This window comes from Methylopila musalis (assembly GCF_042679725.1).
GTDB classification, from domain to species: domain Bacteria; phylum Pseudomonadota; class Alphaproteobacteria; order Rhizobiales; family Methylopilaceae; genus Methylopila; species Methylopila musalis.
The window spans coordinates 1-25760 of sequence record NZ_JBHTMX010000026.1; the positions used below are offsets into that span (position 1 = coordinate 1).

Below are 25760 nucleotides of genomic sequence, written 5' to 3' on the forward strand. Positions count from 1 at the left end.
CGCGCCGCCGCGCACCAGCTTCGCGGCGTGGATCAGCATGCGGGTGGAGGCGCCCTCCGCGAGCCCGTCGCCGCGCAGGTTGCGCGACCGCAGCCCCACGTCCACCAGCCCGCCCGCGAGCGCCGCCTCGACGCCGGCCTCGCGCATCACGATCTCGGCCTCGATCGCGGGCTCCGGATAGTCGAACTCGATCGCCACGAAGCGCTGCTTGGTGGATTCCTTCAGGTCCTTCACGGCGCTCTGGTAGCCGGGATTGTAGGAGATGGTGAGCTGGAAGTCGGGATGGGCCGGGACCAGCTCGCCCTTCTTGTCCAGCGGCAGCGACCGGCGGGCGTCGGTCAGCGGGTGGATCACCACGGTGGTGTCCTGCCGCGCCTCCACGATCTCGTCGAGGTAGCAGATCGCGCCGAGACGCACCGCCGTGGTCAGCGGCCCGTCGTGCCAGACGGTGCCCTCGGGCGCGAGCAGGAAGCGGCCGGCGAGATCGGCCGCCGTCAGGTCCTCATGGGCCGCGACGGTGACGAGCGGGCGCTTCAGCCGCCACGCCATGTGCTCCACGAAGCGGGTCTTGCCGCAGCCGGTCGGCCCTTTCAGCATCACCGGCAGGCGGCCCGCATAGGCGGCGGCGAAGATGTCGATCTCGTCCCCGACCGGCCGATAGAACGGCTCGTCGCGGATGAGCTGGGCGGCGAGATGGGCGGACGTGTCGGCGGTCATCGCGGGGCTCCCGGCGGAGAGGCGGTTTTTGGGGGGATGGCGAGGCGGGCGCGGCCCGCGATCGACCGGCGTCCCTGCCGGGATGTCCCGCGACGGCTCTGTCGGCGGAACGGTGCGGCGCGCGGCGCCGCGTGATGTCATGATTTAACGCCGGTCTTGCCTCCGGCATCAAGCCTCTTCGCGCGTCAGAGATGCATCGGGATGCGACGCGACGAAACCCGTCAGAGATGCGTCAGGCCGCGGGGGTTGTCGGCCTCGGGCCGGACCACGCCGCGGCCGCTCATCCACGGCGGCAGGATGAAGCGCTCGGTGTTGTAGGGCTCGGGCGCGATCATGGCGAGCGGCTGCCGATGGTCGTGGATCTGGTAGAAGATGTGCGGCATGCCGAGCGACGGGTCGTGGGTCACCACCGGATAGGGCGCCACCGCCTGCCAGTCGGGATGGTAACGGATCGTGCCCTGGACGCTGCGGTAGATCATGCCCTTCAGCGCGTAGGCCACCTTGCGGTTCTGCTCGAAATCGCCCGGCGCGCCCGAACCGCCGGCCATGGCGGCGGCGACCGCGTAATGGTGCATGTTGGAGTAGGACTGGCAGCCGATGGTGGCGGTCGAGCCCTCGCCGAAGCGGGCGTTGTAGCGCGCCTCGAACCGCTTCCCGAGATCGTCGCGCAGCAGCCCGACCACCGACGACACGAGCACGCCGACCGCCGCCTCCTGGGCGATGTCGGAGAAGCTGCGGTGGGTCGCGCCGTATTGCAGGTAGACGATGCAGTCGAGCGGCTTCTCCACGAACTGGCGCTGGAAATGCGCCAGATCGCCCGCGTAGAAATGGGTGTTGGCGAGCACCGCCGGATTGGCGGCGCGCACCTCCTCCAGCACGTCGCGCCAGCGGGTGGTGGGCGTCTGGACGATCTTCGGCCCAAAGCACACCCGCCAGCCGTATTCGGCGGCCGAGGCCGCCATCGCGTTGGCGATGACGATGCTGTAGGGCTTCGAGCCCGACACGATGGCGAGCCGGTCCGAGCTCGGGGTCCACTGCCCCGTGTCCCGCAGCCACGAGATGAACTTGATGAAGCCCGGCCCGTACCAGTAGTCGGCGGGATCGGCCATGAAGCAGCCGAAATAGCGCTCCGGGTCGCTCATCACCGTGTCGTGGTGCTGCAGCAGCGTGTTGGCGTGGACATAGATGATGCCCGCGTCCGCGATGGGCTCGTATTCGGAGTTCTGCGGCCCGATGTTGTAGCCGTTCACGATGGCGTGGACGTGATGCTTCTCGATCAGCCAGCGGGCGGCGGCCACCACCTCCTCCGCGGTCTGGCGGCAGGTGTCGGCGAAGATCGGCTCGAACCGGCGGCCGAGCAGCCCGCCGCGCGCGTTCAGCTCCTCCACCGCGAGGATCATGCCCTTGCGGAACTCGGCCCCGTCGGCGGCGGACGGGCCGGTGAGCGGGATCATGCTCCCGATCGGAACGGGAGGCAGGTCGGCGGCCAAGGGTTACGCCCTCCCGGACAAAGCGCGCGTCAGTTCGGCACGGCCACCTGGCCGGGCTCGAACAGAAGATTGTGCATGAGAACCCGCAGGCGCGGCGGGCTCACGGGCTTGATGAGGACCGGCAGGCCGGCCTCGCGGATGCTCGCCAGCACGCGCGGCTCCGCGTCGGCGGTCACGATCATGGCCGGGGTCTCGGCGCCGAACACGGCGCGCAGCGCCTGCACCACCTCGACGCCGGTGCGGCTCTTGAGATTGAAGTCGGCGACGATCATGCGCACCGAGACGCCCTCGGCCGCGAGCCGCACCGCCTCCGCCTCGTCGGCGGCGGCGTGGACCGCGATGCCCCAGCGCTGCAGCAGCTGCGTCATGCTCCGCCGCAGGATGTCGTCGTCCTCCACCAGCAGCACGGGCACGCCGGCGAACTCGCCCGCGACCGTCTCGCTGATCTCCATCTCGCCGCCTTCGCTGTGCCAGACGTTGCCGAGCGGCACCGCGACCGAGAAGATCGAGCCGCGCCCCACTTCGGAGCGCAGGCGCACCGGGTGCTCCAGCAGCGCCGCGAGGCGGCGCACGATGTTGAGCCCGAGCCCGAGGCCGCTCTTCTGGCCGCGCCGCTCCTCGGCCGCGCGGTAGAACTCGTCGAACACCCGCTCCCGGTCCTCGTCCTTCACGCCGCGGCCGGTGTCCACCACCTCGATCCGCAGCATCCGGCCCTCCTTGCGGCAGCCCACCAGCACGGCGCCGACCTCGGTGAAGCGGATGGCGTTGGCGACGAAGTTGGAGAGGATGCGCTCCAGCAGCGCGCGGTCCGTCGCCACCGTGCCCCGGGGGATGACGAAGCGAAGCTTGAGGCCCTTCTCCTCCGCCTGGTGGCGGAACTGGATCGCGAGGCGCTCGAACAGCTGGGAGAGCTGGAAGCTCGTCACCCGCGGCTGGATGCGGCCGGCGTCGAGCTGGCCGATCTGCAGCAGCGCGCCGAGCAGATCCTCCATGATCAGCGCCGCCACGCTCATGGCGTGCAGCATTTCGGAGCGGATCTGCTCCGACTCCTCGCGCATGCAGCTGTAGACCAGGATCTTGAGCGAGGCCAAAGGCTGGCGGAGATCGTGATTGGCGGCGCGCAGGAAGCGGGATTTGGCCTCGTCGGTCGCCTCCGCCGTCTCCTTGGCCGCGCGCAGCGCCTGCTCGTTGCGCTTGATCGAGGTCACGTCCGCATAGGCGACCGTCATGCCGCCGTCGCGGATCGGCCGCTGGGTGACCTTCATCACCGATCCGGCCGCGAGCACGTAATCGGCCGATTTCTCCTTGCCGAAATCGGCGATCTCGGCCGCCAGCCACTCGTCCGGGTCCATCAGCGTCAGTTCGCGCGACTGGGCGACCCGGCCCGCGAAGGCCTCGAACGCCTCGCCGACGACGGGCGCCGTGTCGAGCATCCGCCGCAGCGCGCCGTTGGCGTAGGCGAGCCGGCGGTCCTCGCCCCAGATGGCGACGCCGTCGGGCAGCACGTCGAGACCGGCGAGGACGGTCGCGTCGAGCGTGAGCGCGCCGGTTCCCCGCCCGTCGTCAGCCACGTTCGGCCAGCGCCTCGTAATTGCTGATGGCGTAATGCACCGCCTCGGAGCGGTCGCGCATGTTCAGCTTCTTCATAACGTTGCCGAGGTGCACCCGCACCGTCTGGCTGCTGAGCTCGAGCTCGGTTGCGATGCGCTTGACCGAGAAGCCCTGCCCGAGCAGCGCCAGCACGTCCCGCTCCCGCGCGGTGAGAAGGTCCGTGTCGCGCTCCATGACGGCCGGGGCCGACGCCGCGGCCGGGCGCGGGGCCGCCTGCGACGCGACCGGCCGAGGGCTCCCGGAGACGTTCGAGCGCTCGATGATCCGGCGGGGGAACGACACCTCGCCCTCCAGCACCCGCTCCAGCGCGCGTTCGATCTCCTGCCCGCCGGAGGATTTGGGGATGTAGCCGATGACGCCCTGCTCCAGCGAGCGCATCACATGGTCCACATCCTCGTGCACCGAGATCACGACCACCGGCGTGTCCGGGAAGGTGGCGCGCAGGCGCCGCAGGCCGTCGAACTCCTCGAAGCCCGGCATCACCAGATCGACCAGCATCAGGTCGATGTCCGGGTGGCGGGCGAGCGTCTCTTCCGCCTCCGAGAAGGTCTCGGCCTCGAAAACGTCTAGCGTTTGTTGCAGCCGTCGCATCACCTGCTTGAGCGACTCACGCACCACCCAATGATCGTCGGCGATCAGTATCTTCATCAGAACCCAACAGGCATCGTGACCGGACGCGGCGCGGATCGCCAGAGTCGCATGCTTAATCTCTTCGTCACACCTGCATAGCCTTCCCGACACGCTCCGTCCAAGTGGACGTAAGGCGAAGCGCATGGCCGGCCGGCTTCGGCATGTGACGTCCGCGACGACCAGAACTAGCCAAAACATCTAGATCACAGTTTGGACACACAAGCCACGCGCTTTCGGCGGCCCTCCCGTGCGCGATCGTACCGCCCGTCCGCGGCTTTTTCGGTTGATCAGACCCAAGTCCACGGTTCCCATAGGCAATTTGCTCAATTTAAGTGCGGTTCCAGGTGGGTTTTGCCCCTGATGCACGCCTCCGAGGCGCCTTTTCCGACCGTGTGAGGAAACATCCGTCACCCTGCGTAAAGGCGTTGACGCGACCTCAAGTTCGACCCTAGCATCTAGACATAACGGCAAAGGCGCCATGTTTTTCCCGACCGGATCAGCGATCCGGGCGAACTCTTCCTCTCGGACCCAAGGGACCTCAGACGATGGACTTCACGCGCCGCAGACTGCTTACGACCGCCGCCGCCGCTTCGGCCGCCGCGATCGCGATGCCGAACATCATGACCTCGGACAAGGCCTACGCGGCGCCGCTCAAGAAGGGCGAACCCATCAAGGTCGGCCTGCTGTTCTCGCTGACCGGCGCGCTCGCCGTTCCGGAGGAGGACAGCACGCTGGTGCTGCAATACGCCTTCGACGAGATCAACAAGAACGGCGGCGTCGGCGGCGTGCCGGTCCAGCCGGTGATCGTGGACGCCAAGTCGGACTTCGGCGTCTATTCCGAGAAGACCAAGGAGCTAATCCTGCGCGAGAAGGTGACCGCGCTGTTCGGCTGCTACACCTCGGCCAGCCGCAAGGCGATCCTGCCGACCGTCATGCAGCGCAACCACCTGCTCTACTACCCGACCTGCTACGAAGGCGCGGAGTGCACGCAGAACACCATCTGCACCGGCCCGCTCGCCAACCAGCACTCCCAGGACCTCATCCCCTTCATGGTGGAGAAGTTCGGCAAGAAGGTCTTCTTCGTCGGCTCCAACTACGTGTGGCCGAAGGAGTCCAACAAGAACGCCAAGGTCTGGCTTGAGAAGGCCGGCGGCGAGCTGGTCGGCGAAGAGTACATCCCGCTCGGCTCTTCCGAGTTTGGACCCGTGCTCGGCAAGATCCGCGACGCCAAGCCCGACTTCATCTTCTCCACCGTGGTCGGCGCCTCCGACATCGCCTTCCACAAGCAGTTCAAGCAGGAAGGCTTCAAGGTCGACTCGATGCCGATCGCCTCGCTGACCACCGGCGAGATCGAGACCCGCGCCATGGGCGCCGAGTTCGGCGCCGGCCACTTCCTGTCGGCCCCCTACTTCCAGTCGCTCGACAACCCGACCAACCAGAAGTTCGTCGAGAACTTCCTGAAGTCGAAATACGGCAAGAACGGCACGACCCACTACAACATGGAGGAGACCTATCTCTCGGCCTACGTGTTCAAGGCGGGCTTCGAGAAGGCCGCCGCGGCCGTCGGCTTCGAGAACGTCACCCCCCGCGCGATCCGCGACAACTCCGGCGGCATCCGCATCGAGGACGGGGTCTCGCCGGAAGGCCTGATCTGGATCGACGAGAACAACTTCAACACCTGGCTGAAGCCCAAGATCGGCCAGTGCCAGGCGGACGGCACGTTCAAGATCGTCAAGGCCGCCGAGAGCCACGTCGCTCCGGACCCGTACTCGATCTACCCGGACTCCGGCGTCTGCACCAAGGACGGCCTGAAGGCCCCGGACGGCAAGGTCCGCGCCAACGTCATCTGACGCCGTCCCGGAGCGGCGGGCGGACCGGGTTCACGTCCGGCCCGTCCGCCCTCCGGCGTTTTCCCTCAGGCGTCCGCGCCTGACGTCCCGCCTTCAGACACCACGGATCGGCACGATGGACCTTGGCTCGCTCCTCAACGCGCTCATCCTCGGGCTCAGCATCGCCAGCATCTGGCTGATCGCCGCGCTCGGGCTCACGATCATTTACGGCGCGGCCGGCGTGATCAACATGGCGCATGGCGAGTTCATCATGCTCGGCGCCTACAGCTCCTATATGCTGCAATATTACTTCGGGCTGCCCTACCTGCTCTGCGTGCCCGCCTCCTTCGTCATCGTCGGCGCCGTGGGGCTCGCATTGGAACGCGGGCTGATCCGCTACCTCTACAACCGGCCGCTCGACACGCTGCTCGCCACCTACGGCGTCTCTCTCGTGCTGATGCAGGGCGTGCGGCTGATCTTCGGCAGCGATCCGAAGTATCTCGCGGCGCCGGAGATCTTCTCCAGCAACATCTCGCTCGGCTTCGCCTCGATCTCGAGCTTCCGCGTGGTCATCCTGCTGGTGACGGCGCTGTGCGTGCTCGGCGTCTGGCTGCTGTTCTACAAGACGCGCTTCGGCGTGCAGGTGCGCGCGGTGATGCAGAACAAGGAGATGGCGGCCTCCTTCGGCATCAATTCGAGCCGCGTCTACATGATGACCTTCGCGCTGGGCGCGGGCCTCGCCGGCGTCGCGGGCTCGCTGTTCGGCGTGCTGGCGATCGTGCTGCCCACCATGGGCGCGAGCTACGTGGTGCAGGCCTTCCTGATGGTGGTGACGGGCGGCGGCTCCCTCGCCGGCACCGTGGTGGCGAGCGGCGTGACCGGACAGCTGCAGTCGGTGTTCGCCTTCTTCACCAACGACACCTTCGCGCGCTTCGTCATCTTCGTGCTGATCGTCGTGTTCCTGCGCTTCAGGCCGCAGGGCCTGTTCGCCCAGGTGGGCGCGCGCCGGTGACCCGCGCGCCTCTCGGCACCCTCAACCGCATGGGCGAGTGAAAACCATGGGTAATCTCTACCACAACAAGACCGCCCAGTGGCTCGTCTACGCGGCGTTCTTCCTTGGACTGGCGGTGATCCCGGGCGCCGTCAGCGACGCCTTCCTGCTCAACCAGCTCGCCACCTACGGCGTCTACGGCATGCTGGCGCTGTCCATCAGCCTGTGCTGGGGCTTCGGCGGCATCCTCAACCTCGGGCAGGGCATCGCCTTCGGCCTCGGGGCCTACGGCATGGCCATGACCATGCAGATGCAGAGCCAGTCGGAATCGAACCCGATCCCGCCCTTCATGCTGAACAACAGCCTCGACGCGCTGCCGTGGTTCTGGGAGCCGTTCTCCAACACCGCCGCCGGCCTGATCCTGTCGATCCTGGTGCCGACCCTGTTCTGCGCGATCTTCGGCGGCGTGATGTTCCGGGCGCGGGTGTCCGGGCCGTTCTTCGCGATCATGACGCTCGCGATGCTGTCGGCCTTCTACACCATCATCCTCGACCGCCAGCCCTACACCGGCGGCGTCAACGGCATCACCCCGCCCTCCCCGCTGCAGCTCGCGGGCGTCGAGATCGACCCCTACAGCGCGACCGCCTACTGGATCGTGCTGGGGATCCTCGTCACCGCCACGGTGCTGGCGAAGCTGATCACCCAGAGCTCGTTCGGCCTCGTCACCCAGGCGATCCGCGACGACGCCGAGCGGGTGCGCTTCCTCGGCTACAGCGTCGCGGGCTACGAGACCGCGATCTACACCATCTCAGGCGCGATCGCGGCCTTCGCCGGCTGCTGCCTGGTGATGCTGGTGCAGTATGTCTCGCCGGCGCAGCTCGACGTGGGCTTCAGCCTGTCGATGGTGATCTGGGCCGCGATCGGCGGCCGGCTCTCGCTGCTCGGCGCCATGTGCGGCGCGTTCCTGATCCAGGGCGCCCAGAGCTACCTCGGCGACGCCTTCCTCGCCACTTGGCTCCTGATCCTCGGCGGCTTCTTCATCGTCGTGGTCCGCTTCCTGCCGAACGGCCTCGCCAGCCTGCTGGAGTCCGCGCTCGGGCTGCTGGCCTCGAAGCCCAAGAACGCCACCACGGCTGAGCCCAACGGCGACGCCAAGCCCATGCCGGCCGAGTGAGGGAGCGGCGATGCCCGGACTTCTCGAAATCAAGAACCTCTCCAAGAGCTTCGACGCCACCAAGGTCATCAACGACTTCAGCATGGAGGTCGTCGAGGGAACGCTGTGCTGCCTCGTTGGCCCCAATGGCGCCGGCAAGACCACCACGATGGATCTCGTCACCGGCCGCATCAAACCGACCTCCGGCACGATCCTGTTCGCGGGCGAAGACATCACCGCGAAGCACGAGCACGTCATCGCGCGCGCCGGCATCGGGCGGAAGTTCCAGGTGCCGGCGGTGCTGAAGAACCTCACCGTGCGCCAGAACCTCGAAGTGGCCTACAGCCGCCAGACCAACCCGTTCTGGAACCTGTTCAAGTTCCGCAAGGCGGGGCTGAAGGAGAAGCTGGACGAGATCGCGACGCTCGCGGGCCTCAGCGCCCGGCTCGGCGAGCAGGCCGGCATCCTGTCCCACGGCGAGACCCAGTGGCTGGAGATCGGCATGGTGCTGATGCAGGAGCCGCGGCTGCTGCTGATGGACGAGCCCATCGCCGGCATGACTGAGGGCGAGATCGAAAAAACCGCCCGCATCTTCAAGGACCTGCGCAAGACCGCGACGCTGATCGTGGTGGAGCACGACATGGGCTTCGTGCGCGAGATCGCGGACGTGGTCACGGTCATGCACATGGGCTCGCTGCTGGCCCAGGGCACGCTCGGCGAGATCGAGGCCAACCCCCGCGTGCGCGACGTCTATCTCGGCGAGAAGGAGGCGGCATGAGCGCGCTGCTCAACTTCGACAACGTCACGTCCTATTACGGCGCGACGCGCATCCTGAAGGATGTGTCCTTCGATCTGGAGGACGGACAGTGCCTGTGCGTGCTGGGCCGCAACGGCGTGGGCAAGACCACGCTGATGCGCACCATCATGGGGCTGACCGACCGTTCCACCGGCGCGATCCGCGTCAACGGCGCGGAGATCGGGGGCAAGCCGCCGCACCAGCGCGCGCCCTACGGCATCGGCTACGTGCCGCAAGGGCGCGGCATCCTCTCGGACTTCACCGTGCGCGAGAACATCCTGCTCGGCACCTTCGCCCGCGCGGACAAGGCGCCGGAGATCCCCGAGATCTGCCTGAGGATCTTCCCCTACCTGAAGGACAACCTGGAGCGCCGCGCCGGCCTGCTTTCGGGCGGCCAGAAGCAGCAGCTCGCCATCGCCCGCGCGCTCGCGGTGGGGCCGAAGATTCTGCTGCTGGACGAGCCGACCGAGGGCATCCAGCCCAACATCGTCCACGAGATCGGCGAGATCCTGAAGATGCTCAACAAGGAGCTCGGCATCAGCCTGATCCTGACCGAGCAGCACATCAAGGTCGCCCGCAAGCTCGGCGACGCCTTCCTGATGGTGGACAACGGCCGGGTCGTGGCCCGCGGCCCGATCGCCGAAATGACCGACGAGCTGGTCGAGCGCCACATGACCATCTAAGCATCTAGATTTATCGTCTAGAAAAATGTCGTTGCGCCATTGACGCAACGTCCGGATCGCAGATAGATTAGAACTCGCAAAAACAAAGAAGAGGAACCGCCTCTTCTCCTTTTTGACGGACGATCATCTTGCGTCCGAACACTCTCCGCGCCTTCGAGAAGGCCGCGATGCTTCAGAGAGGTCTGCGATGATTCCCATTCCCAAGAAAGGCACGCCCGAACGCGAGGCCATGATCAAGGAGCACCGGGAGTGCGTCGACTCCATGAAAGGGGTCGCGGGTTTTTCGGTGCTGAAGTGCGAGACGCCCGGCGACACCACCGTCGTCACCGGCGGCGTGCATGAGAACCCGGACCTGCGCCGCGTGCTGCTGCGCATGCGTGGCGAGTCGCCGAAGGGCAAGCTGATCGTCATCTGCACCAAGATCGACGCGGAATGGCGCATCGGCCGCCTGTCGGGCGTGCGCGGCGTGCCGCCGGAGTTCGTGACCGACAAGGTCTACACCTGCGAGCAGGAGATCCAGCACGACATCTTCCTGATGCGCCTGGACGAACTGCCCGAGACGGCCGGCATGCCCGAGAACTTCACCGAAGGGTGGAAGCACCGGGACGACAACTGGCCCGTCACCTGACCAACCGACCCCTTCGGGACTGAGGGCGCCAAGCCCTCAGTCCGCCACGCCTTGATGCGCCGGCGGCCCCGTCGGCGCAAACGCCCGGCCTTTGCCTCGCGCAAGCGATTAACTGGAGAAATCCGATGTGCGCCATGCGGTTGACTGGATACGCTGACAAGTTCAGCGTCCACCCCGGCGACGAGATCAAGTTCTACGTCAATTGCGACGGCCCGGCCGAGTTCAAGGCCGAAGTCGTCCAGATGATCCATGGCGACACCAACCCGCGCGGGCCGGGCTTCATCGAGAAGCCGATCGAGGCCGCCGCCAACGGGACCTACACGGGCCGCAAGCAGATCATCCACGGCGGCTCCTACGGCTATGTGGAGGACGCGCCGCAGTTCCACGTCGAAAGCTTCACGCTGCAGTGCTACATCTGGCCGACGACGCCGAAGACGCACCCGCGGTACTGGAAGCACGGCGCGCAAGGGCTCGTCACCAAGTGGATGGACGGCAAGGGCTACGGCCTGTTCATCAACGAGGACGGCTTCGTCGAGCTGCGCATCAACGGCCACAAGGTCACCACCGGCGCGCCGATCCGCGACCACGCCTGGCACTTCGTGGCCGCGAGCTTCGACGCCGAGACCGGCGAGGTCGCGCTCTACCATGAGCCGCAGGTGGTCTACGCCCTCGATCCGGTGATCGAGCCGGTGAAGACCGTTATCAACACCACGATCGAGCACACCAGCGCTCCGGTCGCGCTCGCCGCCTATGTGGAGAAGATCAGCGACGATCCGCTCGGCGCCTCCTCGCTTCCCGCCGGCGTCTGGTTCACCGGCAAGTACAACGGCAAGATCGACAGCCCGCGCATCGTCAAGAAGGCGCTGAGCCGCTTCGAGATCGAGCAGATGAAGGGCGGCGCGCAGCCGGGCCTCACCGAGCGCCGCAACTCCGGCCCGACCGGCGAGCTGTCCGGCCTCATCGTCGCCGCCTGGGACTTCTGGGACGGCATCAGCACCATCAAGGCCAAGGACAACGGCCCCTACCGCTTCGACGCGCAGCTGGTGAACTGTCCGACGCGCGCGCTCACCGGCTACAACTGGTCCGGCGAGAACTTCGACTGGAAATACGCCAAGAAGGAATACGGCGGCATCCACTTCCACGACGACGACGTGGACAACGCCCGCTGGTCGGAAGACGTGACGTGGAGCGTGCCGGAAGACGCCAAGAGCCGCTTCTACGCGCTCAAGGTCACGACCACGGACGGCGACGAGGACTATCTCCCGTTCTGGGTCGTGCCGAAGATCGGCAAGGAGCAGTCCAAGATCGCGGTGATGGTCCCGACCATCTCCTACATGGCCTACGCCAACGAGCATGTGGCCTGCAACGCCGGCGGCGCGGAGCTGTTCGTCTACCGCGTGCCGATCATGCAGCACCAGAACATGTTCCTGGCCGAGCATCGCGAATATGGCGGCTCGATCTACGACACGCACACCGACGGTTCGGGCATCTGCATGTCGTCGCGTCTGCGGCCGATCCTGTCGATCCGCCCGAAATACGATCACTTCCTGGCGCAGGCGCCGTGGCAGTACCCGGCCGATCTCCATCTGATCTACTGGCTGGAGACCATGGGCTACGAGTACGACGTCATCACTGACGAGGACGTCACCTATGACGGTCTCGCCCGGCTCGAAAACTACAACGTCATCATCACCGGCTCGCACCCCGAGCACAACTCGGGCACGCAGCTCGACGCGCTGCACAACTACACCCAGCGCGGCGGCCGCCTGATGTATATGGGCGCCGACGCCTGGTACTGGGTCCACTCCTACCACCCGGCCTATGACGACATCGGCCGCGGCGTGCTGACCGAGATGCGGCGCTGCGAGTCCGGCATCCGCACCTGGCGCGCCGAGCCCGGCGAGTACTACCACCAGGGCACGGGCGAACTCGGCGGCATGTGGCGCTTCCGCGGCCGGTCGCTCTACTCGGTCGCCGGCGTCGGCATGACGAACGAAGGCTTCGACATCTCGACCTACTACTCGCGCACCCCGGACAGCCTCGACCCCCGCGTCGCCTGGGCCTTCGAGGGCATCTCCTACGACGAGCCGATCGGCAATTTCGGCCTCGTGGGCGGCGGCTGCGCCGGTCTGGAGCTCGACATCGTCGACGTCACGCTCGGCTCCCCGCCGCACACGCTGGCGGTCGCCACCTCGGCCGGCCGGCACACGGAAGCCTATCTCCTCGTCATGGAGGACTTCGGCTTCAACCAGCAGGGCCTCGACGGCACGGTGCATCCGCGCGTGCGCGGCGACATCGCCTTCCACGAGACGCCGAACGGCGGCGGCTGCTTCGCCTTCTCGTCCATCGCCTTCTGCGGCTCGCTGCCGTGGAACGAGGGCAAGAACAACGTCTCGACGCTGGTGAAGAACGTGCTCGACCGCTTCTCCAAGGACGGCCCGCTGCCCCCGCCGCCGGCCGACGCGATCAAGCATCGCGGCCGGGCGGATTACGAGTCGCCGGCCCTCGCCACGACGGCGTCCTGAGCCTCTCCCCCCGCCCGCGGTTCGCGCCGCGGGCGGGGGGCCTCCCCTTCCCGACAGCGATGAGGCGCATCCGCCATGGAGCACCGCCCGGACCTCGGCTATTTCGACGAGGGGCAGGACCTCGCCGCCCCCGCCTTCTTCGCGGAAGCGACCGCCGGCGCGCCCCGGACGCTGCCGCCCGCGGCGGTCCGGTCGCTCGCCTTCACCCGGCTCGAGGACGAGGCGGTGTGGACGCGGGACTGGATCTGCGTCGGCGCCCATGAGGCGATCCCCCAGGTCGGCGACCTGCTGCCCTTCACCGTCGGAACCCATGGCGTCCACGTGCAGCGAACCGCGACCGGGCTCGCGGCGCGCTTCAACAAGGCCCAGCACGGCGGCTGCCGGGTGGTGCCGCTGCAGTGCCAGACCGGCGCCAAGACCAAGTGCTCCTTCACCTCCTGCGGCTACAGCCGCGACCGGGGCGCGATCCCCGCGCAGGCGCTGGGCGACGGCGCGCCGGAGATGCACCAGTATCTCGGCCTGCGGCCCGAGCGCCTTCTCACCGCGCAGGCGCGGAGCTGGGGCCCGCTGATCTTCGTCAATCTCGACATCGCCCCGGTCTGGGCGGAGGCGAGCCTTCAGCGGCTGAACCGCGAGACCGGCGCCTTCGGCAACCACAAGCCGCACCGCTCCGACGAGATCTGGCTCGAATTCAACGCCAACTGGAAGCTCGCCGCCGCAGCCCTCGCCGCCGGCCGCCCCGTGGCGCGCGACGACGAGGCCGGCTGGATCGTCTCCGAGACCGAGACGCGGGACGGCGGCCCGGCGCGCGCCGCCTGGCTGTTCCCCAACCTCGTCCTGCTGTCGGACGAGACCGGCACCGCGGTCGTGGCGCTTCAGCCGACCGCGATCGGCCGCACGCTTTGCCGGGTCTCGGTCTACGGCGCCGACCCCGCCGGCGCGCTCGACCGATGGCGCTCCGAGATCGCGGCCCGCGCGGCCGAGGGCGAGGCGGAGCATCTGGCGCTCTCCCGCTTCGGCTCCACCCACCGGCCCGAGACCATCGGCCTGCCCGCGCCCCGCCAGACCTCGCCGGTCGCCGCCTGGATGCAGGCGACGCTCGCCGCGCGGGTCGCCCGGGCGCCGCTCGGCCCGGTCGACCAACCCCTGTTCCAGAACCCGAAAGGCTGACCCCATGCTCTCCGCCAAGATCCCGGCCGAGCGCGGCTCGCCGCTCGAAGACGCGATCGCCGCCTACAACCGCGAAGACTTCGACGCCGCCTTCCAGCTGTTTCAGGGGCTCGCCAACGCCGGCGACGCCGAGGCCAAAACCTGGCTCGGCGTGATGTACGCCCATGGCGAAGGCTGCGCGGCCTCGCCCCAGATGGCCTTCGCGCTCTATCTCGCCGCGGCCGAGGCCGGCAACGCGCTGGCCCAGACCAATGTGGGCGCGATGCTGGCCATGGGCCAGGGCGTGGAGCGCGACGAGCGCGCGGCCGTGGCGTGGCTCACCCGCGCCGCCGAGCAGGGCGACCTCTACGCCCAGTACAATCTGGCGACCCTGCTCTCCAAGCCGAACGCCCAGACGCCGTCCGCCGAGGCCGCCGCCGGCTGGTACCGCAAGGCGGCGGAGGGCGGGCACTACCCCTCGCAGGCCCGGCTCGGCTTCCTCTACGCCAACGGCGTCGGCGTGCAGAAGGACCGGGTGGAGGCCTATGTGTGGCTCTCGCTCGCGGCCCAGCACGGCGTGGGCTCGGCGCTGAACGCGCTGGAGGGCGTCGTCGGCCAGATGTCGGCGGACGAGAAGCGCGCCGGGGCCGCCGGCGTCGCCCGCTGGCGCGCCGCGACGCCCGACGTCTCGATGCACGCCCGTCTCTCGCCCGTTCCGGGCTGACCCGCCATGGTCTACAGCCCGCAACAGGTGAAATTCGAGTTCCTGAGCTACATCAAGGAGTTCGGAACCGAGCCCTCCGGCTGGCGGATCGGCTCCGCCGTGAACGCCGAGACGGCGCTGTTCGACGACAACGGCGTGGACCGCGAACGGGACATCTGGCTCTGGAAGCCGCTGCTGTCGCCGGCCGCAGCCGCGCTGGTGCTGCGCTACATGACCGAACAGTTGAAGATCCCGCTCGCCGAAACATCGGCTCGCGGACCGATGCTCTACCTGTTCAAGCAGAATCCGGGCGGCGTCGAAGCTCCCGCGCGTTAACAGGCGATTTACGTCTTCCCGATCCTCCGGCTGCTCTGGACGACGCCCCTCAGGTTGCGCCGCCACAGAACTTCTATCTTCGATGATCGCACTGCAGCATAAATATCACAGCCCGCCCGCCGCAGACTGATCTTCGTAAATTAGGACTAGATGATTTTTCTAGAGTCGGAAAAGATTGATCGTCTAGTTGTTTTGACGGGGTTGATCGCAATGTCCTACCTGAACCACGCATGCGGCGCGATGATGATCGCGGCCGCCAGCTTCGCCGCGGCGCCCGCCGTCGCGGCCGACCTCACGGCCGACCTCGCGACGCCCATGACCGCCGAGCCGATCCTGCCGATCGACATCGCCTTCGGCGTCAAGCTCGCGAGCGAGTACAATCTGCGCAGCGTCAGCCAGACCAAGGGGAAGCCTGCGATCCAGGGCTACGCCGAACTGTCGGCGTTCGACTGGGTCTATGCGGGCGTCTGGGCCTCGAACGTCGGCTTCGGCGGCACCAATCCGAGCGCCGAGATCGACATCTACGGCGGCCTTCGCCACAGCTTCGACAAGCTGTCGCTCGACGTGGGCTATGTCTGGATCGACTACACCGGCGAAGACAGCGGCGTCCGGGAGCTCGACTTCTACAAGGTGTACGGCATCGCCAAATACGCCCTCACCGACGAGTTCACCATCGGCGCCAACCTGTTCTGGACCGGCAAGTTCATCAACGTGAAGGGCATCGACGGCACCCACGCCTCGGTGTTCGGCAAGTACACGCTGGCGTCGCTGCCGCAGGTCCCGGTCCTCGGCGCCTACGTGTCGGGCGAGTTCGGCAAGCAGTGGATCTCGGACAACTTCGCGCCCGAGTACACGTTCTGGAACGTGGGCGGCGGCTTCACCTACAAGGCGGCGACGCTCGACCTGCGCTACACCGACAGCGGCCTGTCGAAGCGCGAATGCGCTCTGTTCATCGGCCAGCGCGGCTCCTGCGGCTCGCGCTTCCTGGCGAGCCTGTCCTTCGACACCTCGCTCAGCAAGCTGAAGTAATCACCGATCCCGGCGCCCCCCGCCGGGTAGCTGGCCGCGCCCCTTCTCGTTCCCCGGGAGAGGCGCGGCCTTTTTCATTTCCGGCGCGTCGAAAGCGACCATGCGCCCGCGCCAAAAGCCCTTGGCTTCGTTCCACTCGAAGTTCGCCAGCACGCGAGCGCCATCTCGTATAAATCACGAGCGAAAAAGGCTACAAGCACCAAATCATCTAAAGAAATTTAGTTCAGTCGTATTTTGGCCAGAAAGACAAATCTTCTTCTTTTTGATCATCAAACCTGATATATATTAACTTCGAATTCTTTATTGCTTCATCATCAATAGGAACGTCAAAATACTCCTCTTCGCTCGTATTTTTTGCCTGAATGCGGCCCGGTATCCACGCACCTTCCTCCCATCTTCCTTTTATAATAGCATGGTGAAAGAATATGCTACTTCCACCACCCATCATTGCAAGCTTGCGCATGAGAGCATACTCGATATCCGGCCTTCTTAATTTAACACATTCTGTTTTCTTCCATTCCGAATGAACTTTAAAATCAATCACGAACACGCCACCATCTTTCAGAACAATATATCCTTGAAGACAAGCAACGTGTTTTTTATCCTCTTCGGACAAAGCAACAAATTTTGCAACGTTCATAATTATTTCCTTTTGAAATTTATTTTATTTACTTACTTAGGAGACGGACAGAAACGTTGCTATCGGAGAAACCTTTTTGGATTTCATTGCCTTCCCATAACAAGTCCCTATCTCGGCACGTCCAACAACGAAATCACAAAGCACCTCAATCCCCCTCCTCTTTTTCAGCGGCCCCACGCCAATAATGAGCACGAACAACCGCTCTTGATATAATTAATCGCTATTTTTACTGTATATACGCCAGAACGCCGTCGTCTCTTCGTCTGCATCGGCGAGATGACCATAAGTTTTCTTACCTTTTTTTAAGGCGTCTTCATCGATAGGAACCTCAAACCAATCATCATCTCTCGTGTTCTTCGCCAGAATATGCGACGGGACCCACTCCCCCGCGTCCCAATGCCCCGTTATCTGGGCCTCATGAAAAAACACGCTGTTTCCCCCGCCCATCACCGCGAGCTTTAGCCTGAGCGCATACTCGAGATCCGAACCCTTCAGTTTCACATAATCTGTCTTCTCCCATTCCGGATGGACGTTAAAATCAATCAGACATATGCCGACATATTTCAACACTATATATCCTTGGAGACAAACAATATTACCTCTCTCTTCCTCAGATAACATAGCAAAACCGGTGACATCCATATCAATTTCCCCACTCAGGCTTCCAATTTTTACGAAACATGTACAATATCCTTCAGCATCAAGAGACGAGCGAAAAAATTTTCCATTCGAACAGCATATGGCTCATCCTTCCCAATTACGGGCACATATTTTGTCGCCACCAACCAACACAACCACAAAGCGCGCAATCGGATCCAAGCGATCTACTCACCTGCCTCCCCTTCAGCGGGACCCACAACAAGACTGCACCACCCAGGCCGATCCTCCTTTAGATCAAAAAAATCGTCCCAGTACTCCAAGCCAATTTTTACAAGGAAATCCGCAACCGCGTTTAATGACTCAAGATCAAAATACGGGCCATAAACAACGAATTCTTCCGACTCCCCGAACGGAGAATCAAAAGCCATAAGCGCTTCTATGCCCTCAATACCCGATTTTAATTCGTAAAATTTCTTACGTTTTATTATAAGAGCTCTTTCCGGGACATTCAGCATGGCTCGCCTCACTTATGCATCCGCGTGTTCTCAGGAGCATAAATCCGTGCATGAAGCTGGCGACACTCCAGTCGTCACGACTTCGCTCGCTGACATTCGGCCGGGGGGCCGTGATCATCGCCGGCAAGTCCGAAGACACCAACGGCGTCCGCGTCTTGGTTCAAGACCGCGACGCCTGGCCCAACATCCCGCCGAGTTCGAGCCAGAAGGCGACGCTCAGCTTCAGCCGCTGCGCCACTCGCCAGCGCAACCTCGTCGAACACGTCTTCAATTGCATCACAGATGCGCGGCATCGACGCCTGATGCGACCGAAAAGCCAGAAACTGCTTCGGCGGCATCAAGCTCGTTCCCATCCGCATCTGGATCAAACCGTCATGAGCCCGTTTCCCCAAAAATATCGGCTGGCGAGAAAGCCCTTATGGGAACCCACAACACACCTGCAGACACTACTAATTATTCTACTCCAATATAACGGAGTCGAATGAGCCGATCCCCGCTTCCATGCAAAATTCAATCTTTCCGGATTGCGCTAAGTTCGCACTCGGAGCGCCTTTGAATTCGATAAGAACGACACCCGTTCTTCTCACAGAGAAAACAATCTCAAGATCACCCTCTTCGCTCAGCCATTCGCCTCCCCGGCCGCGGGAAACAGCCCTCAAGACTCCAAAAAGACGTTGAAAATTATCTTGATCCGAAAAAAAACTAAAACTCCCACTGCACCACTCACACGAGAATGCAACATGCATTAAATCCCCATTCTTATTTCTTTTAAACTCCAAATAGGACGAGCTATCTCCAATAATTTTCATGATTTTAATTCGTCCACTTAATGGCTCCCTTCGAAAGGTCCTGCGATGTTCCGGGCCACCCAAAACTTTTTGTCCTTGCGACCCATTTGGATGACTCGATCGCATCGCGATAAATAACCTGACCCTGCTTCACTATAATGTTGAACACATAATATCTTCCATTTTTGTCCCTTGCACCGCGTAGCCTAGGCGGCGTGGACAAATTGGCCGAGCGTGAGCTTATCGCGGCTGACGGGCGATCTCGACTGCGGCCTCGATCAGGTCTGCGGCAACTTCTTTGCCGAAGGTGTTGATGGTGATGTGACCGTCATCCGGTATGCTGATGTCGAAGAGTGGAGTTCCGTCGCTTGAGAGTACCTCCAGACGTATGCCGTCGAAGTGTACGTCGGTTGCCCACTGGTATTCCGCAGTGCGATTTTCGAGTTTCAGCGTTCCCATATAAAGAGATTATCGCCTGCCGGTCCGGTTTGCCATCGATCCCGCGCTGTAGGTGCCGGCCATCAGCGAAGGCGATTGACGTGGCGCGGGCGGATTGATTCAAGGCTGCTTTTTGGAGGCAGGCTTGAGCAGGGGCGATCTCACTGAAGCAGAATGGCGCGTTCTGAAGGCCTTGTTGCCCATCGAGCCTGAAAACCGTGGTCGAAGCAGGCCGCCTGAACAGAACCGCTCCATCATCAATGGCATCCTCTTGCGACTTCGTTGCGGCGCCCCGTGGCGTGACGTGCCGCCCAAATATGGCAGTTGGAACACCATCTATCGACGGTTCCGACGGTGGAGCAAAGCCGGGGTCTGGGAGATGGTCGCCGTGACGCTGGCCGAGATCATGGCGGACAGCGGCCACTACAGCATCGACAGCACCACCGTTCGCGCCCACGTCTCGGCAGCGAGCGGAAAAGGGGGACGCATCGACGCGCTCTTGGCCGCTCGCGGGGCGGGTTCACCAGTAAGCTTCACTGCTTGGCTGATGCCCTCGGACGACCACTCGCCTTCATCCTGACGGGAGGTGAAGCGGCAGATTGCAAGGCGTACGATGCTTTGATCGGCCTGCCAGAACGCAGGCCCGATGCACTGTTGGCCGACAAGGGCTACGATGCCGACGCAATCCGTGCTGACCTCGCCAAACGGCAGATCGAGCCCGTTATTCCCGGCAGATCAAACCGTCGCGTGAAGATCGAGCATGACCGGGCACTCTGCAAGCAGCGCAATCTCATCGAGCGCATGTTCGGCTACCTTAAAATCAACCGCGCCATCGCAACCCGTTACGACCAACTGGCCAATAGCTTCCTCGGCATGGTGCATCTTGCCTCCGCCAGATGCTGGCTCAAATTTGTCCAAGCCGCCGAGGTCCTTGAACTTGAGCGTATCGTCGGCGGAGCCGTCGCTCGCGTTGGGGGCGCCGGCGAAGGACGAGATCTCGGAGACGCCGATGACGTCCTTCTCGTCGATGTAGACGGCCTTGGAGCTGAGGTTCTTGGCGCCGTAGACGTAAACCCGCGAGATCATCGCGCCGTCGGCGAGGTCGAACCGCTCGGACGACAGCTTGTTCCGAATGTTCCGGCCGGCGTAGAGCGTGATGTCGTGGTAGGCGCCGATCCGGCTGGCCTGGTTGTCCAGATTGACTTTCGCCCACAGCGACAGGTCGCCCCCCGCCAGAATGTCGCCGGCGAAGTAGGACACCTTCGTGCCGCAGCTGAGCTCCTTGCAGCCGTCCTCAGCGTCGATGTTGTGGCGCAGCGACAGATAGGTGTTGACGAGGTCGCCGGTCGTCGCCGTCAGCGACACGTTGTTGGTCGCGACGATGGCGGCGCCGGCGTTGAAGATCGCGCCGGCGGAGACCGTCACGTCCCGGCCGCTGAGCGTGCCGCCCTCCTGCACGTACTGGTCGTGGTCGGCGAAAATCACCTCTTCGGCGTTCTTCAGCGCCCGGAGCGCGGAGGCCGCGGCGTCGGCGCTCCGGGCTTCTCGTCGATCGTCTTCTTCCACGCCTCGACGTACTTCCGGGCGTCCACGTCGTAGGCGACCTCGTAGACGTCGACGGTCTGGCGCGTGTTGCCCACGGCCTCGCCGGCCTCCACCTTCAGAAGCTCCTTGGCGAAGATGAAGCCGGTGTTCTGCAGGCGGCCGGTCGCGGACTGGATGGCGATGCTGGTCGCGGCGAGCTCGCCGTCGATCGTCACCGTGCTGTCCGCGGTGATCGACAGCGCGCCGATGACGCCGAGACGCCCGCCCTTCGGAACGAACACCTCGCACGCCGTCACGGTCAGGTCGCCGGAGATCGACGCGACGCCGGTCTGCTGGAACGTCTCGGTCGCGGCGATGAAGCCGTTCAGCCGCGTGGAGCCGGAGGCGGCCTTCACCGCGATGGCGTTGGTGGTGAGATTGCCGCCGGAGCGCAGGTCGAGGGCGACGGGCCCCGCGCTGGTCGTCACCGTGTTGGTCCGGCCGTTGGCGGTGAGCTTCGCGCCCATGTTCACGCCGAGGCCGGCCTCGGCGCCGATGGCGCGGATGGCGCCCGCCGTCATGGCGCCGAGCTTGGTGGCGTCCACCGCGTAGATGCTCTGGCGCGCTTCCGTCGCGGTCGCCGCCCGCGGCCGCGACCGGCCGGCGAGGCTAGCCGGCGAGGCGCACGGGCGGCGAGGACGGCGCGCCGTCCTCGCCGCGGCGAGCCTTAGGGCGTTCCGGAATGTCCGCCGACACGCCGCGCGGGATCGCCCTGTCGCGGTCGTAGAGCGGAAGCTCCGACAGCACGGCGGTGCGCCGCCGGCCGTCCCGCCCCTCGACTTCGACAGCCGAGCCCGCGGGCGTCGCCGTGTCGAGACGCACGATCGCGACGCCGGCGTCGAGGAAGGGCGAATAGGCGGCCGCCGTGACGGTCCCGATCCGCGCGCCCGCGACGCTGACGACGCCCTCCCGCAGCGGCTCGCCGCCCTCGGCGATCAGGCCGATCAGCCGCGAGGGCGCGCCGCCGGACAACAGCGCCTCGCGCCCGACGAAGGCCGGCTTGGACAGATCGACGAAGCGGCCGAGGCCCGCCTCATAGGGCGTCATGGTCTCGTCGAAGTCGGAGCCGTTGTTCAGGATGCCGCCCTCGATCCGGCGGATCTCCATGGAATCGAGCCCGCACAGGCCGAGCCCGTGCGCCGCTCCCGCCTCCAGCACGGCGGTCCAGAGGGCGTCCGGGTCGTAGCCGGGCTCGTCGGGCAGCGTGTAGAACTCGAAGCCGAGCTCGTTGGTCCAGCCGGTTCGGGACACGATGATCTTCTGTCCCTTCACCGCGGCCGGCGCGACCGAATAGTAGGAGAACCCGGCCGGCGCGCCGCCGTCGAGCAGCGCGTCCAGAATGTGGAGCGAGGCCGGCCCCTGAACCTGCGCCACCCACGACCGCGGGTCGGAGATGGCGACGTCGAGCCCCTGCGCATGGGCGACGAGCCAGGAATAGACCGGGCCGTCGGCCTGCACGTACCAGAAGCGGTCCCGGTCGTGGCGGAGCAGCACGCCGTCGCAGAGCAGCTTTCCGTCCGGGTAGCACAGCAGCCCGTAGCCGGCCCGGCCCGGCTTCAGCTTCGAGACGTCGCGCGTGAAGACGCGGTTGCAGAGCGCCTCGGCGTCGGGACCGGCGATCTCGATCGGGCGTTCGCCCGTGTCGAACAGCCCGGCCTTGCGGCGGAGCAGCCAGTAGCCGTCCTCCCGGCCGATCTTCTGGGTCACCGGCATCAGCCGGTTGTTGTAGATGCAGTAGGTCGCGTCGTTCGCGACGTGGAACTTGGCGTAAGGGCCGGGGTTCGCCCCATAGGCCCAGCCGCCCTCGGGGTCGGTCGTGACGACATAGCGGATGCTGTTGGCGGACAAGGCGTTTCTCCGGATGGGATGGGGGCGTGGCGTTCGCGCGGGCGTCGGTCAGGACGGGACGCCGAGATCGCTCTTCACGTGGTCGGGCCAGACGCCCTTGTCGACGACGTAGTGCCGGTAGAAAAACAGAAGCGATATCAGCGCGATGGACCCGATCCCGTACAGGAGCGCATTGGGCACGATGATGTTCGCGCCGACCACGATCAGGCCGATGTTGAACAAAGCGAGCACCGGCGCGGCGTAGTTCACCAGCCATGTGGGCGCGCGGTAGTGGCGCTCCCGGTCGGGGAACTGGCGGCGCAGCATCCGGACGGAGACGATGTCCATGGAGACGCTGAGGATGTAGCAGACGGCGCCGGCGGCCAGGACGAACAGCGGATGGCCGAGCAGCATGAGGACGGCGTTGACGACCACGTCCGCCCACATGCCGGCGACGGGCGCCCGGTGCTTGTTCAGCCGCGAGAGGAACTTCGGGAACACGCCGTCGACCGACGCCTGGTAGAGGGTGCGGGCGCTGACCGCGAGCAGGGTGCCGACCGACAGCAGCAGGGCGAGGATCAGGACGATCGTCACCGCCTGGGCCGCGTAGGCGCCGAAGGAGCGCGTCGCAAGCTCGGCCACGGCCTTCTGGGTGTACCCGGCCACGAATTCCGGCTGGGTCAGGGTCGCAAGGCCCAGCACGCCGAGGAAGGTGAACGGCAGCACCACGTAGCAGACGAACGCGATGGCGCCGGTGGACAGGATGGCGAGCACGCTGTCCCGGGCCGGGTCCTTGAACTCGCTGACGAAGGTGACGGCCTGCTCCGCGCCGTAGGTGCTCCAGGCCGCGACCAGAAGCGCCCCGGCGAGCAGCAGGACGCCCTCATGGCTCGTCCAGCTCACGCCGCCCTTCAGCTCGAAGGGCGAGAAGTTCGCATAGTCGATCGCGCCGCCGACCACCGGCGTGATCGCCAGCAGCACCAGCGGGACGAGCGCCAGAAGGGCGATGACCTTCTGGATCTTCGCCGCGCGCAGGATGCCGGTGTGCTGGATCGCGAACACGAACAGCAGCACGGCGATGCCGGTGACGATCGTGCCGTTCAGCTGGAAGGTGATGCCGGGCAGCACGGAGGACAGGTCGAGCAGCGTCAGGTTGAACGTCGCGAAGCCCGTGTCCGCGAAATAGGCGGAGACGATGTAGCTTCCGCAGAGCGAGGCGAGCACCGCGAGCGAGGTCGAGGTGCCGAACCAGTAGGCGCCCATGTTGATCGGCGCGAACACCTTGCCGTAGCGGATCCAGGCGACCGAGCCGTAGACCGAGCCGCCGCCGGTCTTGCGCGGAAAGACGCCGGCCAGCTCCGCGTAGAGGAACAGCTGGAGGAAGCCGATGACGGCGGACACCGCCCAGACGAGGATGGAGGGGGTTCCGACCGTGTCGGCGACCGCGCCGATCGAGAACAGAACCCACGGCGAGGCGCCCGCGGTGATCCAGAACGCGTGCCGCCAGGTGATGACGCGCTGCATGTGCGGCTGATCCGATGTCCCCACCGGAATGGCGCCGATCGTTGTGTCGGTCATGGTCTTCGCTGATGTTGGGGTCGACGCTGTCGCCCGTCGTCTTCGGGGAGGAGCGAGCCGGTCAGCTCCAGGCGTGCAGCGGCGGGTTGACGCCGTTGAGCGCGTGGTTGCCGACGATGGCGTATTTCCAGCGCACCGGGTCGTGCAGCGTGTGCGTGCGGGCGTTGCGCCAGTGGCGGTCGAGATTGTGCTCGGCCAGCGTCGAGCGCGCGCCGGCGAGTTCGAACAGCTTGTTGGTGGCGGCGATCGCGATCTCGGTGGACAGCGCCTTGGCTTCGGCGGTGGCGAGCTGGGCCGCGGCGACGCTCTCCGCCGTCGGGTCCGCGACCGCGCGATCGATCGCGTGGCCCGCGCGCTCCTGCAGCGCCTGGGCCGCGTGAAGCCGGATCGTCAGATCGCCCACGGCCTGGATCGTGTAGGGGTCGTCCGAGGCGCGCTCGACGCCGCTGTCGACCCAGGCGCGCGACTTGCCGCGCACGAAATCGATCGTCTCGGCGACGGCCGCCGCCGCGATGCCCACATCCACCGCGACCTGGATGATCTGGAAGATCGCGCCGTCGGCGGTCGGGCGATCGTAGCCCTTGTAGCCCGGGACCAGATGGGTCTTCGGCACCCGCACCTGATCGAGGATCACGGTTCCCGACAGCGTCGTCTTCTGGCCGAAGGCGGACCAGTCGTCGATCACGGTCAGGCCGGGCGCGTCCCGCTCGGCGATCGCGTACCAGGCGCGACCCTCGTCATCGAGCGCCACGATCGGCACCAGATGGGCGAGAATGGCGCCGGACGAATAGAACTTCCGGCCGTTGACCCGAACGTGGTCGCCATCGTCGGTGAAGGTGGTCTCGAACTCCGCCGCGCGCTTCGAGTGATACTCCGAGAAGGCGTTGCCGAAGCGCGTTCCCTTCAGCGCCTCGGCGAAGAGCAGCCTCTGCTGCGCCTCGTCCGAGACCGTGCGGATCGCGGCCACCACGCCGAGATGATTCTGGGCGATCTGGCCGATCGACGGGTCCGCCGCCGAGATGATCTCGATCACCTTGGCGAGCGTGGCGTAGGACACTTCCGGCCCGCCGAAGGCCTTCGGCACGTTGATGGACCAGAGCCCGCTCTGGGAGAAGGCGTCGAGCTGCTCCACCGGCCAGATCCGCTCCGCGTCCCGCCGCGAGGCGCCGGTGACGAAGTCGGCCGCCAGCCGTTCGGCGACCGCGATCGCCTCCGCGTCGTCGCGGATCACATGGGCGGGCGCGGAAGGACGCGCCGGGCCGGGAACGCCTTGAGGGACGTCATCCGGAACGACGGGGCGCGCCGGCGTGGGTGCGAGGGTCATGAGGGGGGTCTCCTGATCAGGACGCGGGCTCCCGTTCGCCGTGCGCGTCGGGCGCACGGCGCGGTCGCGCCGGAGGGTGGGTACGGTGAGGCGTTAGGCGGCGGCGTCGGCCGTGACGGTGGCGGCGACCGGCGGGAGACGGGCCTCGAGCTCGCGGACGAGCGGGATGACCTCCCGTCCGAAGAACTCGACCTCC

24 protein-coding genes and 1 pseudogene are annotated in these 25760 nt (G+C 65.5%); 13 read left to right on the forward strand and 12 right to left on the reverse strand.

Features of this window, described 5'->3' with window-relative positions:
* The 4 genes from ACFQ4O_RS05430 to ACFQ4O_RS05445 all read right to left on the reverse strand — a co-directional run.
* The coding region (locus tag ACFQ4O_RS05430) for a CbbQ/NirQ/NorQ/GpvN family protein (RefSeq protein WP_378774644.1) at positions 1 to 717 on the reverse strand (717 nt) is incomplete at its 3' end.
* A 221-nt stretch (positions 718 to 938) separates the two neighbouring features.
* A complete protein-coding gene (locus tag ACFQ4O_RS05435) occupies positions 939 to 2207 on the reverse strand; it encodes an ABC transporter substrate-binding protein (protein ID WP_378774645.1) in 1269 nt (422 codons plus the stop codon).
* Between the two features lie 29 nt (positions 2208 to 2236).
* Positions 2237 to 3778: an ATP-binding response regulator gene (locus tag ACFQ4O_RS05440; RefSeq protein ID WP_378774646.1), complete on the reverse strand. Its 1542-nt coding sequence runs from the start codon at positions 3776 to 3778 to the stop codon at positions 2237 to 2239.
* Positions 3771 to 4466 carry a response regulator gene (locus ACFQ4O_RS05445; RefSeq protein WP_378774647.1) on the reverse strand — a complete coding sequence of 232 codons (696 nt, stop codon included), beginning with the start codon at positions 4464 to 4466 and terminating at the stop codon, positions 3771 to 3773. The genes ACFQ4O_RS05440 and ACFQ4O_RS05445 overlap by 8 nt, the downstream gene beginning before the upstream one ends.
* Before the next feature lie 527 nt (positions 4467 to 4993).
* Here ACFQ4O_RS05445 and ACFQ4O_RS05450 point away from each other — a divergent pair.
* From ACFQ4O_RS05450 to ACFQ4O_RS05500, 11 genes are all read left to right on the forward strand, one after another.
* Positions 4994 to 6298: a transporter substrate-binding domain-containing protein gene (locus ACFQ4O_RS05450; protein WP_378774648.1), complete on the forward strand. Its 1305-nt coding sequence runs from the start codon at positions 4994 to 4996 to the stop codon at positions 6296 to 6298.
* A gap of 115 nt (positions 6299 to 6413) precedes the next feature.
* Positions 6414 to 7289: an urea ABC transporter permease subunit UrtB gene (gene urtB, locus ACFQ4O_RS05455; RefSeq protein ID WP_378774649.1), complete on the forward strand. Its 876-nt coding sequence runs from the start codon at positions 6414 to 6416 to the stop codon at positions 7287 to 7289.
* 46 nt (positions 7290 to 7335) lie between these two features.
* On the forward strand, positions 7336 to 8442 hold the full coding sequence (gene urtC / locus ACFQ4O_RS05460; protein ID WP_378774650.1) for an urea ABC transporter permease subunit UrtC: 1107 nt from the start codon (positions 7336 to 7338) through the stop codon (positions 8440 to 8442).
* Positions 8443 to 8452: 10 nt separating this feature from the next.
* A complete protein-coding gene (urtD, locus tag ACFQ4O_RS05465; protein ID WP_378774651.1) occupies positions 8453 to 9199 on the forward strand; it encodes an urea ABC transporter ATP-binding protein UrtD in 747 nt (248 codons plus the stop codon).
* Positions 9196 to 9900 (forward strand): urea ABC transporter ATP-binding subunit UrtE, encoded by a 705-nt coding sequence (gene urtE, locus ACFQ4O_RS05470; protein WP_378774653.1) that lies wholly within the window; start codon positions 9196 to 9198, stop codon positions 9898 to 9900. The genes urtD and urtE overlap by 4 nt, the downstream gene beginning before the upstream one ends.
* 187 nt (positions 9901 to 10087) lie before the next feature.
* Complete coding sequence (locus ACFQ4O_RS05475) at positions 10088 to 10528, forward strand: N,N-dimethylformamidase, small subunit (RefSeq protein WP_378774654.1); 441 nt, start codon at positions 10088 to 10090, stop codon at positions 10526 to 10528.
* A gap of 134 nt (positions 10529 to 10662) precedes the next feature.
* Complete coding sequence (locus ACFQ4O_RS05480) at positions 10663 to 13053, forward strand: N,N-dimethylformamidase beta subunit family domain-containing protein (RefSeq protein WP_378774655.1); 2391 nt, start codon at positions 10663 to 10665, stop codon at positions 13051 to 13053.
* A 75-nt stretch (positions 13054 to 13128) separates the two neighbouring features.
* Positions 13129 to 14223, forward strand: a complete 1095-nt coding sequence (locus ACFQ4O_RS05485; RefSeq protein ID WP_378774656.1) for a ring-hydroxylating oxygenase subunit alpha — start codon at positions 13129 to 13131, stop codon at positions 14221 to 14223.
* Between the two features lie 4 nt (positions 14224 to 14227).
* Complete coding sequence (locus ACFQ4O_RS05490; protein WP_378774657.1) at positions 14228 to 14926, forward strand: tetratricopeptide repeat protein; 699 nt, start codon at positions 14228 to 14230, stop codon at positions 14924 to 14926.
* 6 nt (positions 14927 to 14932) lie between these two features.
* Positions 14933 to 15241 (forward strand): hypothetical protein, encoded by a 309-nt coding sequence (locus ACFQ4O_RS05495; RefSeq protein ID WP_378774658.1) that lies wholly within the window; start codon positions 14933 to 14935, stop codon positions 15239 to 15241.
* Between the two features lie 210 nt (positions 15242 to 15451).
* On the forward strand, positions 15452 to 16270 hold the full coding sequence (locus tag ACFQ4O_RS05500) for a TorF family putative porin (protein WP_378774659.1): 819 nt from the start codon (positions 15452 to 15454) through the stop codon (positions 16268 to 16270).
* A gap of 223 nt (positions 16271 to 16493) precedes the next feature.
* On the opposite strand, the gene ACFQ4O_RS05505 is transcribed toward ACFQ4O_RS05500, so the two are convergent.
* The 3 genes from ACFQ4O_RS05505 to ACFQ4O_RS05515 form a co-directional block, all read right to left on the reverse strand.
* Positions 16494 to 16910, reverse strand: a complete 417-nt coding sequence (locus ACFQ4O_RS05505; protein WP_378774660.1) for a hypothetical protein — start codon at positions 16908 to 16910, stop codon at positions 16494 to 16496.
* Between the two features lie 213 nt (positions 16911 to 17123).
* Complete coding sequence (locus tag ACFQ4O_RS05510; protein WP_378774661.1) at positions 17124 to 17552, reverse strand: hypothetical protein; 429 nt, start codon at positions 17550 to 17552, stop codon at positions 17124 to 17126.
* A 182-nt stretch (positions 17553 to 17734) separates the two neighbouring features.
* Entirely contained in the window at positions 17735 to 18025 is a 291-nt protein-coding gene (locus ACFQ4O_RS05515) for a hypothetical protein (protein ID WP_378774662.1), read from the reverse strand.
* A gap of 50 nt (positions 18026 to 18075) precedes the next feature.
* Here ACFQ4O_RS05515 and ACFQ4O_RS05520 point away from each other — a divergent pair, with 50 nt between their 5' ends.
* Positions 18076 to 18510 carry a hypothetical protein gene (locus tag ACFQ4O_RS05520; protein ID WP_378774663.1) on the forward strand — a complete coding sequence of 145 codons (435 nt, stop codon included), beginning with the start codon at positions 18076 to 18078 and terminating at the stop codon, positions 18508 to 18510.
* Positions 18511 to 19053: 543 nt separating this feature from the next.
* Here ACFQ4O_RS05520 and ACFQ4O_RS05525 read toward each other — a convergent pair.
* Complete coding sequence (locus ACFQ4O_RS05525) at positions 19054 to 19272, reverse strand: hypothetical protein (RefSeq protein ID WP_378774664.1); 219 nt, start codon at positions 19270 to 19272, stop codon at positions 19054 to 19056.
* A gap of 175 nt (positions 19273 to 19447) precedes the next feature.
* Between ACFQ4O_RS05525 and ACFQ4O_RS05530 the strand changes: the two are divergent.
* Positions 19448 to 20850: pseudogene (locus tag ACFQ4O_RS05530) on the forward strand (IS5 family transposase).
* On the opposite strand, the gene ACFQ4O_RS05535 reads toward ACFQ4O_RS05530, so the two are convergent.
* From ACFQ4O_RS05535 to ACFQ4O_RS05550, 4 genes are all read right to left on the reverse strand, one after another.
* On the reverse strand, positions 20751 to 21380 hold the full coding sequence (locus tag ACFQ4O_RS05535) for a hypothetical protein (protein WP_378774665.1): 630 nt from the start codon (positions 21378 to 21380) through the stop codon (positions 20751 to 20753). The pseudogene ACFQ4O_RS05530 and the gene ACFQ4O_RS05535 overlap by 100 nt on opposite strands.
* Positions 21381 to 21444: 64 nt before the next feature.
* A complete protein-coding gene (locus ACFQ4O_RS05540) occupies positions 21445 to 22683 on the reverse strand; it encodes an aminomethyltransferase family protein (RefSeq protein WP_378774666.1) in 1239 nt (412 codons plus the stop codon).
* Positions 22684 to 22731: 48 nt separating this feature from the next.
* The gene (locus ACFQ4O_RS05545; protein ID WP_378774667.1) at positions 22732 to 24240 is read right to left on the reverse strand and encodes an APC family permease; all 1509 of its coding nucleotides are present in this window, start codon (positions 24238 to 24240) and stop codon (positions 22732 to 22734) included.
* Positions 24241 to 24301: 61 nt separating this feature from the next.
* On the reverse strand, positions 24302 to 25564 hold the full coding sequence (locus ACFQ4O_RS05550) for an SfnB family sulfur acquisition oxidoreductase (RefSeq protein ID WP_378774668.1): 1263 nt from the start codon (positions 25562 to 25564) through the stop codon (positions 24302 to 24304).
* Positions 25565 to 25760 lie beyond the last annotated feature (196 nt).